The organism is Streptomyces sp. YKOK-I1, assembly GCF_054660435.1.
Genome location: NZ_BAAGDR010000001.1, coordinates 3142094 through 3156581 on the forward strand (window position 1 = coordinate 3142094; position 14488 = coordinate 3156581).

Annotated in this window: 13 protein-coding genes and 1 pseudogene; 11 read left to right on the forward strand and 3 right to left on the reverse strand. The window is 72.7% G+C overall.

Annotated features, from left to right (window positions below; translation table 11 throughout):
• The first annotated feature begins 160 nt into the window (after positions 1-160).
• The 6 genes from glnII to ACYQ8Q_RS13620 all read left to right on the forward strand — a co-directional run bounded on the left by glnII (position 161) and on the right by ACYQ8Q_RS13620 (position 6925).
• Positions 161-1192 carry a glutamine synthetase gene (gene glnII, locus ACYQ8Q_RS13595; protein ID WP_460064801.1) on the forward strand — a complete coding sequence of 344 codons (1032 nt, stop codon included), beginning with the start codon at positions 161-163 and terminating at the stop codon, positions 1190-1192.
• A gap of 356 nt (positions 1193-1548) precedes the next feature.
• Positions 1549-2118, forward strand: coding sequence for a winged helix-turn-helix domain-containing protein (locus tag ACYQ8Q_RS13600; protein WP_460064803.1), 570 nt, complete (start codon positions 1549-1551; stop codon positions 2116-2118).
• Positions 2119-2178: 60 nt separating this feature from the next.
• Complete coding sequence (locus ACYQ8Q_RS13605; RefSeq protein WP_460064806.1) at positions 2179-3204, forward strand: NAD-dependent epimerase/dehydratase family protein; 1026 nt, start codon at positions 2179-2181, stop codon at positions 3202-3204.
• 52 nt (positions 3205-3256) lie between these two features.
• Positions 3257-4540, forward strand: a complete 1284-nt coding sequence (locus ACYQ8Q_RS13610; RefSeq protein WP_460064809.1) for a sensor histidine kinase — start codon at positions 3257-3259, stop codon at positions 4538-4540.
• Positions 4525-5181: a LuxR C-terminal-related transcriptional regulator gene (locus ACYQ8Q_RS13615; protein ID WP_460064810.1), complete on the forward strand. Its 657-nt coding sequence runs from the start codon at positions 4525-4527 to the stop codon at positions 5179-5181. The genes ACYQ8Q_RS13610 and ACYQ8Q_RS13615 overlap by 16 nt, the downstream gene beginning before the upstream one ends.
• Before the next feature lie 172 nt (positions 5182-5353).
• Positions 5354-6925, forward strand: coding sequence for a DUF1996 domain-containing protein (locus tag ACYQ8Q_RS13620; protein WP_460064813.1), 1572 nt, complete (start codon positions 5354-5356; stop codon positions 6923-6925).
• A gap of 88 nt (positions 6926-7013) precedes the next feature.
• Here the strand turns inward: ACYQ8Q_RS13620 and ACYQ8Q_RS13625 are convergent, their stop codons facing one another.
• Positions 7014-7463: a hypothetical protein gene (locus ACYQ8Q_RS13625; protein WP_460064816.1), complete on the reverse strand. Its 450-nt coding sequence runs from the start codon at positions 7461-7463 to the stop codon at positions 7014-7016.
• Positions 7464-7561: 98 nt separating this feature from the next.
• Here ACYQ8Q_RS13625 and ACYQ8Q_RS13630 point away from each other — a divergent pair, with 98 nt between their 5' ends.
• The 5 genes from ACYQ8Q_RS13630 to ACYQ8Q_RS13650 are packed head-to-tail and all read left to right on the forward strand — an operon-like array spanning position 7562 to position 12771.
• Positions 7562-8056 carry a tetratricopeptide repeat protein gene (locus ACYQ8Q_RS13630; protein WP_460064819.1) on the forward strand — a complete coding sequence of 165 codons (495 nt, stop codon included), beginning with the start codon at positions 7562-7564 and terminating at the stop codon, positions 8054-8056.
• Positions 8057-8112: 56 nt separating this feature from the next.
• Positions 8113-10041, forward strand: coding sequence for a hypothetical protein (locus tag ACYQ8Q_RS13635; protein WP_460073303.1), 1929 nt, complete (start codon positions 8113-8115; stop codon positions 10039-10041).
• A 59-nt stretch (positions 10042-10100) separates the two neighbouring features.
• A complete protein-coding gene (locus ACYQ8Q_RS13640; RefSeq protein ID WP_460064821.1) occupies positions 10101-11000 on the forward strand; it encodes a metal-dependent hydrolase in 900 nt (299 codons plus the stop codon).
• A complete protein-coding gene (locus ACYQ8Q_RS13645) occupies positions 11000-12025 on the forward strand; it encodes a PDR/VanB family oxidoreductase (protein WP_460064822.1) in 1026 nt (341 codons plus the stop codon). The genes ACYQ8Q_RS13640 and ACYQ8Q_RS13645 overlap by 1 nt, the downstream gene beginning before the upstream one ends.
• Positions 12026-12081: 56 nt before the next feature.
• The gene (locus ACYQ8Q_RS13650; RefSeq protein WP_460064823.1) at positions 12082-12771 is read left to right on the forward strand and encodes a TetR/AcrR family transcriptional regulator; all 690 of its coding nucleotides are present in this window, start codon (positions 12082-12084) and stop codon (positions 12769-12771) included.
• Between the two features lie 3 nt (positions 12772-12774).
• Here the strand turns inward: ACYQ8Q_RS13650 and ACYQ8Q_RS13655 are convergent, their stop codons facing one another.
• Complete coding sequence (locus ACYQ8Q_RS13655; RefSeq protein WP_460064825.1) at positions 12775-13137, reverse strand: 5-carboxymethyl-2-hydroxymuconate Delta-isomerase; 363 nt, start codon at positions 13135-13137, stop codon at positions 12775-12777.
• Between the two features lie 32 nt (positions 13138-13169).
• Positions 13170-14429 (reverse strand): annotated as a pseudogene (locus tag ACYQ8Q_RS13660) (PP2C family protein-serine/threonine phosphatase); the annotation flags it as partial.
• Positions 14430-14488: the final 59 nt, after the last annotated feature.

The following is a 14488-nucleotide window of genomic DNA, read 5'->3' on the forward strand; positions in this document are numbered from 1 at the left end:
CACAGAACCACCAGGTAACACGGGGTTCACATTCGAGCAATGACCGGGAAATCGCCTGTTGACAAGCTGCCCGTCAACACCGAAGGCGCCCCAGTGCCGCAGCGCCGCAGCGTCAAAGCACCCGCAAGTGCGTCAGACACACCCCCGAAGGAAGTGGCTCGTGACCTTCAAGGCTGAGTACATCTGGATCGACGGCACCCAGCCGACGGCGAAGCTCCGTTCCAAGACGAAGATCATCGCGGGTGAGCCCGTCGGTCTGGACGCGCTGCCGATCTGGGGCTTCGACGGGTCCTCCACGAACCAGGCCGAGGGTCACGCCTCGGACCGCGTGCTCAAGCCGGTCTTCGTCTGCCCCGACCCGATCCGCGGCGGCGACGACATCCTCGTCATGTGCGAGGTCCTCAACATCGACATGACGCCGCACGAGTCCAACACCCGTGCCGCGCTGGTCGAGGTCGAGGCGAAGTACGGCGCCCAGGAGCCGATCTTCGGCATCGAGCAGGAGTACACGTTCTTCCAGGACGGTTACCCGCTCGGCTTCCCCAAGGGCGGCTTCCCGGCCCCGCAGGGCGGCTACTACTGCGGTGTCGGCGCCGACGAGATCTTCGGCCGTGAGGTCGTCGAGGCCCACCTGGAGAACTGCCTGGCCGCCGGTCTCGGCATCTCCGGCATCAACGCCGAGGTCATGCCCGGCCAGTGGGAGTTCCAGGTCGGCCCGCTCGCCCCGCTCGAGGTCTCGGACCAGCTGTGGGTCGCCCGCTGGCTGCTCTACCGCACCGCCGAGGACTTCGGTGTCTCCGCCACCCTCGACCCCAAGCCGGTCAAGGGCGACTGGAACGGCGCCGGCGCGCACACCAACTTCTCCACCAAGGCGATGCGCGAGGGCTACGACGCGATCATCACCGCCGCAGAGTCGCTCGGTGAGGGCTCCAAGCCGCTCGACCACGTCAAGAACTACGGCGCCGGCATCGACGACCGTCTGACCGGTCTGCACGAGACCGCCCCGTGGAACGAGTACTCCTACGGTGTCTCCAACCGCGGCGCCTCGGTCCGCATCCCGTGGCAGGTCGAGAAGGACGGCAAGGGCTACATCGAGGACCGCCGCCCGAACGCCAACGTCGACCCCTACACGGTGACCCGCCTCCTGGTGGACACCTGCTGCGCCGCCCTGGAGAAGGCCGGCCAGGTCTGATCCGCCGCACGGCTTCGTGAAGGGGCGCCCCGCCGATCCGGCGGGGCGCCCCTTCCACGTCCCCCGCCCGTGACGTCAACTCCGCGTCAGGGAAAGCGTCCAAGCTGTGAGAGGAGGGTCCTGTTGCGGGCGTGTGTCTGCTTCAATGGGGGCATGGCCAGCTTCCAGAAGTACACCGCGACGGGTCGCCATGACCTCGAGCCCTTCTGGCCTTCCCGTCAGCACCACGACTTCGACCGGGTGTGTTGCCGCGCGACGAACGCGCCGGCCCTCTAAAGCCGTACACCCCGGCCTTCGGCCAGCGCGCACGACGTACGTCCCCGACGAACTTCTCGCGCGAAAAGAGCTGACCTCTCATGGCGACCACCCGTTCCCTCTCCACCGCCACGCTCCCCCACCCCGTCCAGAACGCGCCCCGGCACCGGCTGCGGGCCGTCGGCCCCGACGAGGTGGCCGACGTCACCGATCTCCTGCCGCCCGGCGCCACCTGGCTGCCCGCGCCTCAGCACTCCCTGCCCGACCTGCCCGGCCACCCCGCGATGGTCGGCTACCTCGTGCTGATCCCGGCGGACCAGCAGCAACCGTTCCAGCCCGCCCCCGTGCCGGCGACGGAGACGGAGACCGCCGCGGGCGACCCGCTCGTGCGCGTCGACCCCGTCCAGCGCACCGCCGCGGTCGGCGGACGTGAACTCGACCTGACCTACCTGGAGTTCGAGCTGCTCGCGCATCTCGTGGCGCACCCGAACCGGGTGCACACCCGCGACCAGCTCGTCACCACGGTGTGGGGGTACGGCCATGTCGGCGACGGCCGCACGGTCGACGTCCATGTCGCCCGGCTGCGCCGCAAGCTGGGCGCGGAGCACCGCGGCACCATCCAGACCGTGCGCCGCGTCGGCTACAAGTACACCCCGCCGACCGGCCGTTGACGCTCTGCCCTCGGCAGAGGACGGTTCCGTCCCGCGGACCGGCCGGGCACAGTCACCCGCATGAGACTTCTGGTGCTGGGCGGTACGGAGTTCGTGGGACGGGCCGTCGTGGAGGCGGCCCTCGGGCGGGGCTGGGACGTGACGGTCCTGAACCGGGGACGGCACGCGCCCGACTCCGGTGTACGGGCGCTGACCGGGGACCGCACCGCGCCCGGGGGCCTGGACGCCCTGGCCGCGCACCCGGGGGACTGGGACGCCGTGGTCGACACCTGGTCGTCGGCGCCTCGTCCGGTGCACGAGGCGGCGCGGCTGCTGCGGGGCCGCGCCGGCCGGTACGTGTACGTGTCGAGCTGCTCGGTGTACACCTGGGCCCCGCCCGCCGGGTACACGGAGGACGCGCCCGTGGTCGAGGGCGCGGCGCCCGACGCCGGCCCGACCGACTACGCCCGCGACAAGCGGGGCGGCGAGCTGGCCGCCGTCGACGCCTTCGGCACGCGGGACTCGGTGCTCGTACGGGCGGGCCTGATCCTCGGCCCGTACGAGAACGTCGGCCGGCTGCCCTGGTGGCTGGGCCGGATCGCGCGCGGCGGCCCGGTCCTCGCCCCCGGGCCCCGGGACCTCCCCCTCCAGTACGTCGACGCCCGCGACCTCGCCGCCTGGATCCTCGGCGCCGTCGAGCGGGAGCTGAGCGGCCCGTTCAACCTGATGAGCCCCCAAGGGCACGCCACCATGGGCGAGTTCCTCGACGCGTGCGTCCGCGCGAGCGGGTCGGACGCCGAACTGCGCTGGACCGCCCCGCAGACCGTCCTCGACGCGGGCATCGAGCCCTGGGTGCAGTTGCCGGTGTGGGTGCCGCCGGGCACCGACCTGCACGACGCGCTGCACGCCGCCGACGTCTCGCGGGCGGTGGCGACGGGGCTGTCCTGCCGTCCGGTCGGGGAGACCGTCGCCGACACCTGGGCCTGGCTGGAGGCGATCGGCGGGACGGCGCCGCACCGCTCGGACCGGGCGGTGAAGGGGCTGGATCCGGAGGTGGAGGCACGGGTGCTGGCCGGGGCGGGAGGTGTACCTGGCACCACCCCCTGACCGGGGGCTTCGGCCCCGTGACCGGCATCGGGCGGTCGGACAGACTGACCGTATGAACACCGACACGAAGCGCGGCCGGCACGGTTCGAGGACGCGGGAGACAGTGCTCGCCGCGGTACGGGGGCTCGTGCTGGCCCTGGCGGTGTGGCCCTGGACGGTGGTGGTCTCCTGCCTGGCCCTCGTCTCCCTGGCGCTGATCCCCGTCGGCGTGGGTCTGGTCACCACCCCCTGGGTGCTGACCGCGGCGCGGGCCCTCGCGGACACCCGGCGCGACCTCGCGCGGAGATGGTGCGGGATCCACATCCCGGCCGCGTACCGTCCGCTACCGGCGACCGCCAAACCCTGGGGAGGGACACGCACCTACGCGCTGCTGCGGGACCCCGCGACCTGGCGGGACCTGCGCTGGCTGATGACGGACACGGTCACGGGGCTGGTGACCGCGCTGCTTCCCACGTTCCTCCTCTTCTACCCGCTGCTGGGAATCGCGCTGGCGGCGGGGCTGTGGCGGGTCGTCGTGGGCGGGCCGAGCGACGAGTACTGGCTCGGTTTCCTGCCGGTCGGTGAGCAGAGCAGCGGGCTGGCAGCCGGTGTCGTAGGAGCCGCTGCTCTGTTCGGGGCCCGCCGATTCACCGTTCCCCTGCTCCACGCCCACTTCCGGTTCACCCAGACCCTCCTCGCCCCCGGGCAGGCCGAACTGACCGAACGGGTGCGGGTGTTGACGGCCACCCGGCGGGACGCCGTGGACACCTCCGCCGCCGAACTGCGGCGCATCGAGCGGGATCTGCACGACGGGGCGCAGGCCCGGCTGGTGGCCGTGGGCATGGACCTGGGCACGATCGAGCAGCTCCTCGACAAGGACCCCGAGAAGGCCAGGCGCCTGCTCGCGCAGGCCCGGCAGTCGTCGGCCGAGGCCCTCGCCGAACTGCGCGACCTGGTGCGCGGGATCCATCCGCCGGTGCTGGCCGAGCGCGGACTGGGCGACGCCGTAAGGGCGTTGGCGCTACGGCTGCCGGTGCCGACGGAGGTGGTGGTGGAGCTGCCCGGGCGGGTCGAGGCGCCGGTCGAGTCGGCCGCGTACTTCGCGGTCAGCGAGGTCCTCACCAACACGGTCAAGCACTCCGGCGCCGACCGGATCTGGGCCGACCTGCACTACGCGGAGGGCCGTCTGCGGATCTCCGTCACCGACAACGGCCGCGGCGGCGCGGCGATCGGGGCGGGCTCGGGCCTGGCCGGGGTCGAGCGGCGGCTGGGTACATTCGACGGCGTCCTGGCCGTCAGCTCCCCGGCGGGCGGTCCCACCATGGTGACCATGGAGATCCCTTGCGCGTTGTCCTAGCCGAAGACCTGTTCCTGCTGCGGGACGGGCTGGTGCGGCTGCTGGAGGCCTACGACTTCGAGATCGCCGCCGCCGTGGAGAGCGGGCCCGAGCTGGAGCGGGCCCTCGCCGAACTGGAGCCGGACGTCGCCGTGGTGGACGTCCGGCTCCCGCCCACGCACACGGACGAGGGCCTCCAGTGCGCGCTCGCCGCCCGCCGCCGCAGCCCCGGCCTCCCGGTGCTCGTCCTCTCCCAGCACGTCGAGCAGCTGTACGCGCGCGAGCTGCTCGCCGACGGCAGCGGAGGGGTCGGCTATCTGCTGAAGGACCGGGTCTTCGACGCGGAGCAGTTCGTGGACGCCGTACGGCGGGTCGCGGCCGGCGGTACGGCGATGGACCCCCAGGTGATCCAGCAGCTGCTGGCCCGCCGCTCGGGCGACGGGCGGGGTCCGGTGGAGCGGCTCACTCCGCGCGAACGGGAGGTTCTGGAGCTGATGGCGCAGGGCCGGTCGAACGCGGCGATCGCCGGCAAACTGGTCGTCACCGAGCGGGCCGTCGCCAAGCACACCGCGAATATCTTCGTGAAGCTCGGTTTGGAGGTCTCGGACGACGACAACCGCAGGGTACTGGCGGTGCTGGCCTATCTGGACCGGGCTCGGTAGGGAAACAACTACCGCGAGATGTGGGGCCGTTGGGGACGGTTTGTCGTACGGACCTCTCATCAATTTCTGAGACCGCTGAACACCTCTGGGGCGGGATGCGTATGGGAGGGGGCAGCTTCACTCCTGTCGGGCGCCTCGATGCGACCCCGTTCAAGGAAGTCAGAGGAGTTCCATGGGACGCAACATTCGTAAACGCCAGTCGTCGATGGCCACGAAGGCCGTGGCAGCATCGGCGGCCCTAGCGCTCGGCGGGGGCGGGCTGATCTGGGCGAACTTCTATGCTTCGGCAGACGAGTCCGGCAACTCGGGTCAGAACACGACCAAGGCCGCCACCGCGGCAGCGCAGGTCGCCACCATCTCCTGCCCGGACGTGGGGCAGAAGCTGACGAACGTGCCGGACAAGGCGAAGCAGGGCGTCGCCACCGAGCTGGCGAACCTCGACAAGCAGATCACCGAGGCCTACGCCCGGCTCGCCTCCACCCGTCAGGCGCAGGCGAACGACGCGGGCTTCGTGCAGAACGCGATCGTCGGCCCCCTGAAGGAGAAGCGGGCGGCCACGATCGACCGGATCCGCATCGACATCCAGCGGGTCGGCGGCCAGTTCAACACCCAGCTCAGCCAGCTCGCGGCCTGCACCACGCAGGCGGCCACCGCCAACACCAACGCGGGCCAGGCGGGCAACGGTCAGAACAACAACGGCCAGCAGAACAACAACAATGGCCAGCAGAACAACGGCCAGAACAACAATGGCCAGCAGAACAACGGTCAGAACAACGGCCAGCAGCAGGCGGGCGCCAACGGCCAGGGCGGCAACGGCCCGACCGCGGCCGACTTCGTGGACATCACGAAGGTCCAGGCGAACGCGCAGCTGGGCGTCGGCGCCAACGGCCTCGCGGCCAACGGCAACTCCGGCTCCCGCGGCACCTTCACCACCAAGTGCGGCACCAACGGCAACGACAACCACAACACGGACAACGTGATCGTGGCCCCCGGTGTCAGCAACGGTGCCCACCACCTGCACGACTACGTCGGCAACCAGTCCAACGACGCTTTCGCGAGCGACCAGGAGCTGGCGGCGGCGCAGACCAGCTGCCAGAACCAGGGCGACAAGTCCTCGTACTTCTGGCCGGTGCTGCGTACCCAGGACGGCACGCAGGACTTCGACCAGAACGCGGACGGCGGTGGCAAGGAGGGCAACGTCGGCAAGATCCTCCAGCCCGCCCAGGCGCAGCTGACGTTCGTCGGCAACAAGAAGGGCAACGTCGTCGCGATGCCGACGGCGCTGCGCATCATCACCGGTGACGCGAAGGCCTTCGTCAACGGCAACGCGAACGCCAACGTGAACTGGTCCTGCACCGGCTTCGAGAACAAGGTGCAGCTGGAGACCCAGTACCCGATCTGCCCGCAGGGCAGCCAGGTGGTGCGCACGACGTTCTTCCAGAGCTGCTGGGACGGCAAGAACATCGACTCCGCCAACCACCGCACGCACGTGGCGTTCGTCCAGGCGGACGGCACCTGCGCCAACGGCTTCAAGGCGATCCCGCAGCTGAAGGTCCGGCTGGTCTACAACGTCACCCGGCCGACGATCCAGAACGGCGTCGTGAAGAACGCCTACGCGGTCGACAGCTTCCCGGAGAACCTGCACAAGCCGATCACCGACCACAACGACTTCATCAACTTCTTCTCCACGAACACGATGAACCAGATGGTCAACTGCATCAACACCGGCAAGAAGTGCCAGTAGTCGACACGGTCGACACCGGTCGCTGACTGAGAAGGCCGGCGGTGAGGATTCCTCACCGCCGGCCTTCTCGTGTGCCGTGCCGCCGTGCTCAGTGGCCGGAGTGCGTCGCGCTCCCCGACGGCTCGCCCGACTCGTGCGCCGAGTGGTCCGTACCCTCCTCGATGTCGCCGCCGAGCGTCTTGCGCAGCGACGTCACCGTGCTGGTCTCCTCGCCCACGGCCACCCACTTGCGGCCGACCAGATAGTGGCCGCCGTAGTCCTTGGCGCCGTTGAGCCACTCGCGCTGCCCCCGGTCGGTGGCGAAGGTCAGCAGGAGGAACTTCCCCGCGGAGGTCTTGCAGATGGCCTGGCGGAGTTCGTCGGCATCGGTCTGCATGTTCGGCTTGCAGTCCACCTCGGCGGCCAGGTGCTCCAGGCTGCCGGTCGCGGCCGTCGGGACGGCCACCTCGGCCTTCCCCGAGCTTCCGGACGCACACCCCGCCAGCACCAGCGCCGCCGCGGCGGTCGCCGCCGCGAGGATCGGTCGGGTCACCTTCATCTGTCCTCCCTGCGTGAGCCTGGTCCTGGATACGGCTCCCGCGTACGGTCCGCTCAAAATACGCTGCCGGCCTGGCACACGCGTGCGAGAGTGGGCCGGTGAACCACGACTGGGAAGAGCGCGTGACGGCCGCCTGGGCCACCCTCGACCACTATCCGCAGGCGCGGGCCGCCGACTTCCGGGCGGTGATCGACGAACTCGTCGCGGAACTGCCCGGGGACAGCCCCCTCGGTCCCTTCGAGCGGGCCTGCGCCTGGGACTCCACCGGCCACAGCGACCGGGCCGTACCGCTCTACCGGGAGGCCCTCGCCCTCGGTCTGACCGGGTACAAGGGCCGCCGCGCCAGGATCCAGCTCGCCAGCTCGCTGCGGAACACGGGGCAGGCCGAGGAGGGCGTCGCCCTGCTCACACCCGAACTGGACGCCCCCTGCGACGAGCTGGACGACGCCGTGCGCGCCACGCTCGCCCTGTGTCTGTCCAGCCTCGGCCGCGACCGCGAGGGCCTGTCCCTGGTCCTCGGCGCCCTCGCTCCCCATCTGCCGCGCTACCAGAGGTCGATGGCGCACTACGCCCGGGCGCTCGTCGAGTCGTAGACCGGGCGCGACCCGTGCGGCGGTGACCATCCCCCGTGCCGCTCGTTGCGCTGGGCGTGCAGTCACAGGATGTCGCCCCGAGCCCCGCACCCGGTTCCGTCACCGACCGGGCCGTCGACGTCGAGCAGGCCGAGGCCGCGCTCGTCGAGCACTATCCGCGTCTCGTCCGGCTCGCCTATCTGGTGCTGCCGCCGGGCCTGGGCCGGGGCCGCCGGGTCCTGACCGCCCACGCCCTCGTCCAGCGCGCCCTGCCCCGCCGCCGCGCCTCGGCCCCGGTGATCCCGGCCCAGGCGCAGGCCGGCGGCCGCGACGGCGACCCCGGGTACGCGTACGTCCGCCTGCAGGTGGTGCGGACCGCCCTGGAGGCGGGTCTGCCGCTCGCGCGCCCGGCCTGGCCCAAGCGGGCGCAACTGCCGCCGCTGCTCCCCCGGGTGCGCGGCCTGAGGCTGTTCCCGCACTCCGGCGGCGCCGACGAACTCGCTCTGGACCAGCGGCTGTCCGCCCTGAGCGGCCCGGCCCGCGCCGCCTATGTGCTGCGCGGCCTGGAGAAGCTCGCGGACGTCGAGGTGCGCAAGGTCCTCGCCGAGGCGGGCGCGGCGGACACCGACGCGGCGCTGGAGGAGGCCGACGCGGTGCCCGACCGGTACGCGCTGCTCGACTCCCCCGAGTTCGACCCCTGCTCCCTGCAGGCCCGGCCCACCGATCTGCTGCGCCGCCGCCGGCACACCACGGCCGCGCTGGCCGCCGCCGCGGCCCTCGCGGTGTGCGGCGCGCTGGCCGCGCTGCCCGGCGACGGCTGGGGCCCGGACGGCGCGGCCGCCCCGGTGTACGCGCGGAACCCGGCCGCCGAGGCCGCGCTCGACCCGGGCCGGCTGCTGCGGGTCTCCCCCGTCGCCTGGAAGACGTCGGCGCGCACCGACTTCTCCGTCTGGCCGGCCCGCGGCGCCCTGGTCCGCGACACCGCGCTGCTGCGCCGCGCCCTCGCGGTATGGGCCCGCCCCGGCGCGGCGGTGCAGGTCTCGGCGACCCCCGACACCCCCACCGGCGGCCCGTCCGGTCCGCCGCAGCTGCTGTACGCGGCCGCGGTCGGCAACGCGCGTGTGGTGCTCCTCTACGACGGTCTGCGCATCGCCCGCTACGCCGAGCCGAAGGACGGCACGGCCGGGGCCGCCCTGGACTTCGCGCGGGTCGACGGCGCGACCGGCACCGAGGCGTCCGCGATCGTCCTGGACCGGGCCGACGGCAACGTCCGCTGGCTGACGGCGCCCTGGGTGACCGCGGCGGGCGAGCGGGACCTCGGCAAGCCGGGCGCCGGGGTGATGGCCCTGACCCTCACCGACGGCATCACCTCGCCGCTGGCCAGTCCGGCGACCCGGACCGGCGCCTGCACCGGCTGGAACGTCCTCCAGCTCACGGATATCTCGGGCACCCATCTCCTCACCGACCTCGGCGAGCTGGTGCCCGCCCGGCTGACCGGCGGCCGGCCCACCGCGCCGAAGGAGGCCACGGGAGCGGAGGCGCTCGGCACCTGGGCACCGTACGCCTGCTCGCTGGCCGATGTGCGCGGGCAGGGCGTGCGGACGGTGAACCTGTGGTCGTACGCGCGTCAGCCGCTGCCCGACGCGAGCGGCTCGGCGGAATGGGTGTGCACCCGGGCGGAGACCTGGCGCGGCGACGGAAGCCGGGTGCTGGCCCAGTTCCGTACCCCGGGCGGGCTGTTCGGGGCGGCCGTGGCGAAGGCCGGGGACGTCCCGGCGTGCGGCCCGCGCGATCCGCATGTGCTGGCCGGGGTGCTGTGGAAGTCCCAGGGCGGCCACTGGTACCTCCTCGCGGCCGGTGACTCCAAGACGCGGAACGTACGGGCGACCGGCGGGGTGCGGGACTCCGCGCCGGGCCATCTGCTCACCGCCGCCGCCGAGAAGGGGGCGAAGGCGGACCTGAAGGGCACCCTGGCGGACGGACGGTCGGTGAACGGGCTCAACTGATCGCAACTGATCGCCGCACAGGGGTTCACCCCGGCCCTACCCATCAGTACATTGACGTCATGTCTAACAAGGACCGGTTCGACGGGGACCGGGTGCCGCTCAAGGCCCGCAAGGTGTCCTTCTCCTGGGCGGACACCCCGCTGCACTGGGTGCCGGGGGATCCGTTCACCACGCACACCATCAATGTGCTGCATCTGCTGCTGCCGGCCGGTGAGCGCTGGTTCGTGCACGTCTACCGGCAGGTGCTGCCGTACATCCGGGACGAGCGGCTGCGCGAGGACGTGATCGGGTTCATCGGGCAGGAGGCGATGCACTCCCAGGCCCATGACGAGGTGCTGCCCCACCTCAAGGAGCAGGGGCTCGACCCGACGCCGTACACCGCGCAGGTCGACTGGTTCTTCGAGAAGCTGCTCGGCGACCGCACCCTGCCCCCGGGCCGGCCCCGCCGCTGGTGGCTGAAGGAGCGGGTGGCGCTGATCGCGGCCATCGAGCACTACACCGCCTTCCTCGGCGACTGGGTGCTGAACGCGCACGAGCTGGACCGCAGGGGCGCCGACCCGACCATGCTGGACCTGCTGCGCTGGCACGGCGCCGAGGAGGTCGAGCACCGGTCCGTGGCCTTCGAGCTGTTCCAGCACCTCGACGGCTCCTACCGCCGCCGGGTGCGGACCTGGGCCACCGCCTTCGCCGCGCTGGTCTTCCTCTGGCAGCGCGGGGTGCGCTTCTTCATGGCGAACGACCCGACGCTCACCGACCGGAAGGCGAGCCTGCGGGCCTTCCACGTCCGCGGGCGGCGCGGCACGCTGCCCGCCACCGGCGCCCTGCTGCGGTCGGTCCCCCGCTATCTCAGCCGGAGTTACCACCCCTCCCAGGAGGGCTCCACCGAGCAGGCGGTCGCCTATCTCGCCTCCTCCCCCGCCGCGCTGGCGGCGCTCGCCGCGGAGCGGGGGGCGTCCTGATGACCCACGCCCTGCGCAAGGCCGCCCTCGTCGCCGGTACGGCCTGGCTGGCGCGGCGGGCGATGCGGCGCCGGATCCAGGACTCGCCGCTGTGGCCGCTGCCTGCGCTGGAGGAGCCGGTCTCCGGGCGGCCCCGGTCGCGGTCCCTGCGGCTGCGGGTGGCCGCGCGGGAGACGGTCGCGGAGGGGGTCGTACGACTGCGGCTCGAAGGGCGGGAGCTGCCGCGCTGGGAGCCGGGGGCGCACATCGATCTGGTGCTGCCGTCGGGGCTGGTGCGGCAGTACTCGCTGTGCGGGGACCCGGCGGACCGCTCCGCGTACACCGTCGCCACGCGGCTCGTCGAGGACGGCCGGGGCGGATCGCGCGAGGTGCACGAACGGCTCCCGGAGGGCACGGAGATCGAGGTGCGCGGGCCGCGGAACCGCTTCCCGCTCACCGAGGCCCCGGCGTACGTCTTCGTCGCCGGCGGGATCGGTATCACCCCGCTGCTGCCGATGGTCCGGGCACTCCCCGAGGGCGCCGACTGGCGGCTGCTGTACGCCGGCCGGTCGCGGGCGTCGATGCCGTTCCTCGCGGAGGTCGAGCGGTTCGGCGGGGACCGGGTGTCGGTGGTGGAGGGACGGCCGGACCTCGACCGGGAGTTGGCGGATCTGCCGGCCGGGGCCGTCGTCCACTGCTGCGGGCCGGAGGGGCTGATGGCGGCCGTGGCGGAGCGGGTGCCGTCCGTACGGGTCGAGCGGTTCGCGCCGCGGACGGTGAGCGGCCGGGCCTTCGAGGTCGAACTGCGCCGCAGCGGAAGGACGTTGACGGTGCCTGCCGACTCCTCGGTGCTCGCCGCCGTGCGCGCCGAGCTCCCCGGCACCCTGTACTCCTGTGCGCAGGGGTTCTGCGGGACCTGTGTGCAGCGGGTGCTGGCGGGCGAGGTGGACCACCGGGACGAACTGCTCACCGACGCCGAGCGCGCCGACTCGATGCTGATCTGTGTGTCCCGGGCGCGCGGCGCCCGCCTGGTGCTCGATATGTGAACACCCGAGGCCGATCCGGTCCGTTCGCGGCCGGATCCGATCGGTAAGGTGGGCGCATGACTACCGGGGTTCGTCGAAGGATGGGAGTCGAGGAGCGTCGGCAGCAGTTGATCGGCGTCGCCCTCGACCTGTTCGCCCAGCGCTCGCCCGACGAGGTCTCCATCGACGAGATAGCGGCCGCCGCCGGAATCTCGCGCCCCCTCGTCTACCACTACTTCCCCGGCAAACTCAGCCTGTACGAGGCCGCGTTGAAGCGGGCCTCGGAGGATCTCGCCGCCCGTTTCGTCGAGCCCGCCGAAGGTCCGCTCGGCGCGCGGCTGCTGCGGGTGATGCGCCGCTACTTCGACTTCGTCGACGAGCACGGCCCGGGTTTCTCCGCCCTGATGCGCGGCGGCCCGGCCGTCGGCTCGTCCACGACGAACGCCCTGATCGACTCCGTACGCCAGGCCGCCTACGAGCAGATCCTGTCCCACCTGGGCATCACGGACCCGCCGGCCCGGCTGGAGCTGGTGGTGCGCTCCTGGATCTCGCTGGCCGAGTCGACCGCGCTGATCTGGCTGGACGGGCGGCGGATCCCGCGCGGGGAGCTGGAGGTGCAGCTGGTGCACGACTTCGCCGCGCTCACCGCGGTCAGCGCGGCCTACGACGACGAGATGCGCACGCTGCTGCACCCCATGCTGGCCGGCGAGCCGGCCGAGGGCCCCTTCGGGAACCTGGCGGCCCGGCTCATCGCGCTGGCGTCCTGAGGATCACCTGTCGAACTTGCGGTACGACGGGTCGAGGTCACGGATCTCGGCGGAGGCGTGCAGGGTGATCCCCTCGTCGGCGATGTGCTCGCGCAGCAGCTCCAGGACCGCCTCGGTCAGCCGGGCCTTGGTGTCGTCGGTGCGGCCGGCGAGCAGGCCGAGGGAGACATGGACGATCCCGTGCTGCTGCTCGAGCGGGTCCTCGTAGCCGTACGCGGTGTCGTCGGCCTTGCGGAACAGGGTCTTGCAGGCCTCCGGCTTGGCGGCCGCGATCTCGACGACCGTGGTGTGCAGGGCCAGGGCGAAGGCCTCCCTGTCGAAGGCGTGGGACACGGCGGCCGAGTAGTCGACGGTGATGTTCGGCATGAGCACTCCTGTTCCAGGACGACGGCGTCACGTCACCCTAGTCGCAGCGCCAGCATCGCGATGTCGTCGTCCTGATCGTGGGCGAAGTGGCCGAGCAGCAGGTCGCAGAGGGCGTCCAGGCCCGGTGGGGCGGTCTCGGCGGCGGTGCGGAGATGGTCCAGGCTGACGCCGAGGTCCGTGCCGCGGGTCTCGATCAGACCGTCGGTGACCATGAGCAGCCGGTCGCCGCGGCCCAGCAGCGTCTCGGTCGGGGCCGGGCGGTCCAGGCCGAGGCCGAGGAGCGGGCCGTCCACGTCGACGTAGGCGGCGGTCCCGGCGGCGGAGACGACCAGCGGGGGGAGGTGCCCGGCGTTGGCCACCCGCAGCCGTCCGGTCGTGGGCTCCAGCAGGGCCAGGCACACGGTCGCGGTGACATCGGGATGGTAGTGCTGGAGCATCCGGTCGAGCCGGGCGGCCAGCACCGCCGGGTCGGGGTCCTCCACGCAGTAGGCGCGCAGCGCGTGCCGGATCTCCACCATCACCGTGGCGGCCTCCAGGGAGTGCCCGACGACGTCCCCGACGGCGGTGAGCACCCCCGAGCCGCTGGAGACGGCCGCGTAGAAGTCGCCGCCGATCTCGGTCTCCCGGGACGCGGGCACGTACCGCACCACCAGATCCACGCCGGGCAGCCGGGACGGCCGGTCGGGACGGGGCAGGAAGCTGTGCTGGAGGGTGAGCGCGACATGCCGTTCGACCTGGTACATCAGCAGCGGCTCGGCGGCCAGCGCGGTGACCTGCGCGAGCCGGGAGAGCAGTCCGTCGTCGACGACGGGGGCGGCGGCCGGGACCGCCACGCAGACGGGCGTGCGCCGGCCCGCGGTCACGGCCGGCACCAGCCGGGCGGCCTCCCGGCGGCCCGGCCGGAAGAACCCGGCCGGCCACACCGTCGCCGGCACGAGCACACCCGGCGCCCCGCCGGGCCCCGCCGCGAGCCGGGAGAGCAGCCGGGCGACCGTCTCGTGCGCGGCGGCGTCCGGCAGCCCGAGGGTGCCGCGGTCGAGGGAGGTCCCCCGGTGCAGTCCGCCGTCCGGGCCGATCACGAAGACCACCGCGGGGGACCCGGCGAGCCGGGCGGCGCCCTCCGCGGCCGCCTCGGCCAGTTCGCCCGGGCAGCGCGCGGTCTGCACGGCGACGGTCGCCTCCGCGAGGAGCGTCAGCCGCCGCGCCCGCGCCTCCGCGTCGCCCCTGCGCCGCGCCCCGCGCAGGGCGGCCCGGACGGCGGACTGCGTCTGCAGCGGATCGGCGGGCACCGTGGGACTCCCGGCCCTCTAGGGAACGACGTGGTGGGGCGGCCCCGCGCCGGGACCGCCCC

Bases quoted from the DNA above. Each gene is read 5' to 3' on its own strand.
- ACYQ8Q_RS13600 (WP_460064803.1), top strand. From the start codon at position 1,549: ATGGCGACCACCCGTTCCCTCTCCACCGCCACGCTCCCCCACCCCGTC.
- ACYQ8Q_RS13605 (WP_460064806.1), top strand. From the start codon at position 2,179: ATGAGACTTCTGGTGCTGGGCGGTACGGAGTTCGTGGGACGGGCCGTC.
- ACYQ8Q_RS13610 (WP_460064809.1), top strand. From the start codon at position 3,257: ATGAACACCGACACGAAGCGCGGCCGGCACGGTTCGAGGACGCGGGAG.
- ACYQ8Q_RS13620 (WP_460064813.1), top strand. From the start codon at position 5,354: ATGGGACGCAACATTCGTAAACGCCAGTCGTCGATGGCCACGAAGGCC.
- ACYQ8Q_RS13625 (WP_460064816.1), bottom strand. From the start codon at position 7,463: ATGAAGGTGACCCGACCGATCCTCGCGGCGGCGACCGCCGCGGCGGCG.
- ACYQ8Q_RS13640 (WP_460064821.1), top strand. From the start codon at position 10,101: ATGTCTAACAAGGACCGGTTCGACGGGGACCGGGTGCCGCTCAAGGCC.
- ACYQ8Q_RS13645 (WP_460064822.1), top strand. From the start codon at position 11,000: ATGACCCACGCCCTGCGCAAGGCCGCCCTCGTCGCCGGTACGGCCTGG.
- ACYQ8Q_RS13650 (WP_460064823.1), top strand. From the start codon at position 12,082: ATGACTACCGGGGTTCGTCGAAGGATGGGAGTCGAGGAGCGTCGGCAG.
- ACYQ8Q_RS13655 (WP_460064825.1), bottom strand. From the start codon at position 13,137: ATGCCGAACATCACCGTCGACTACTCGGCCGCCGTGTCCCACGCCTTC.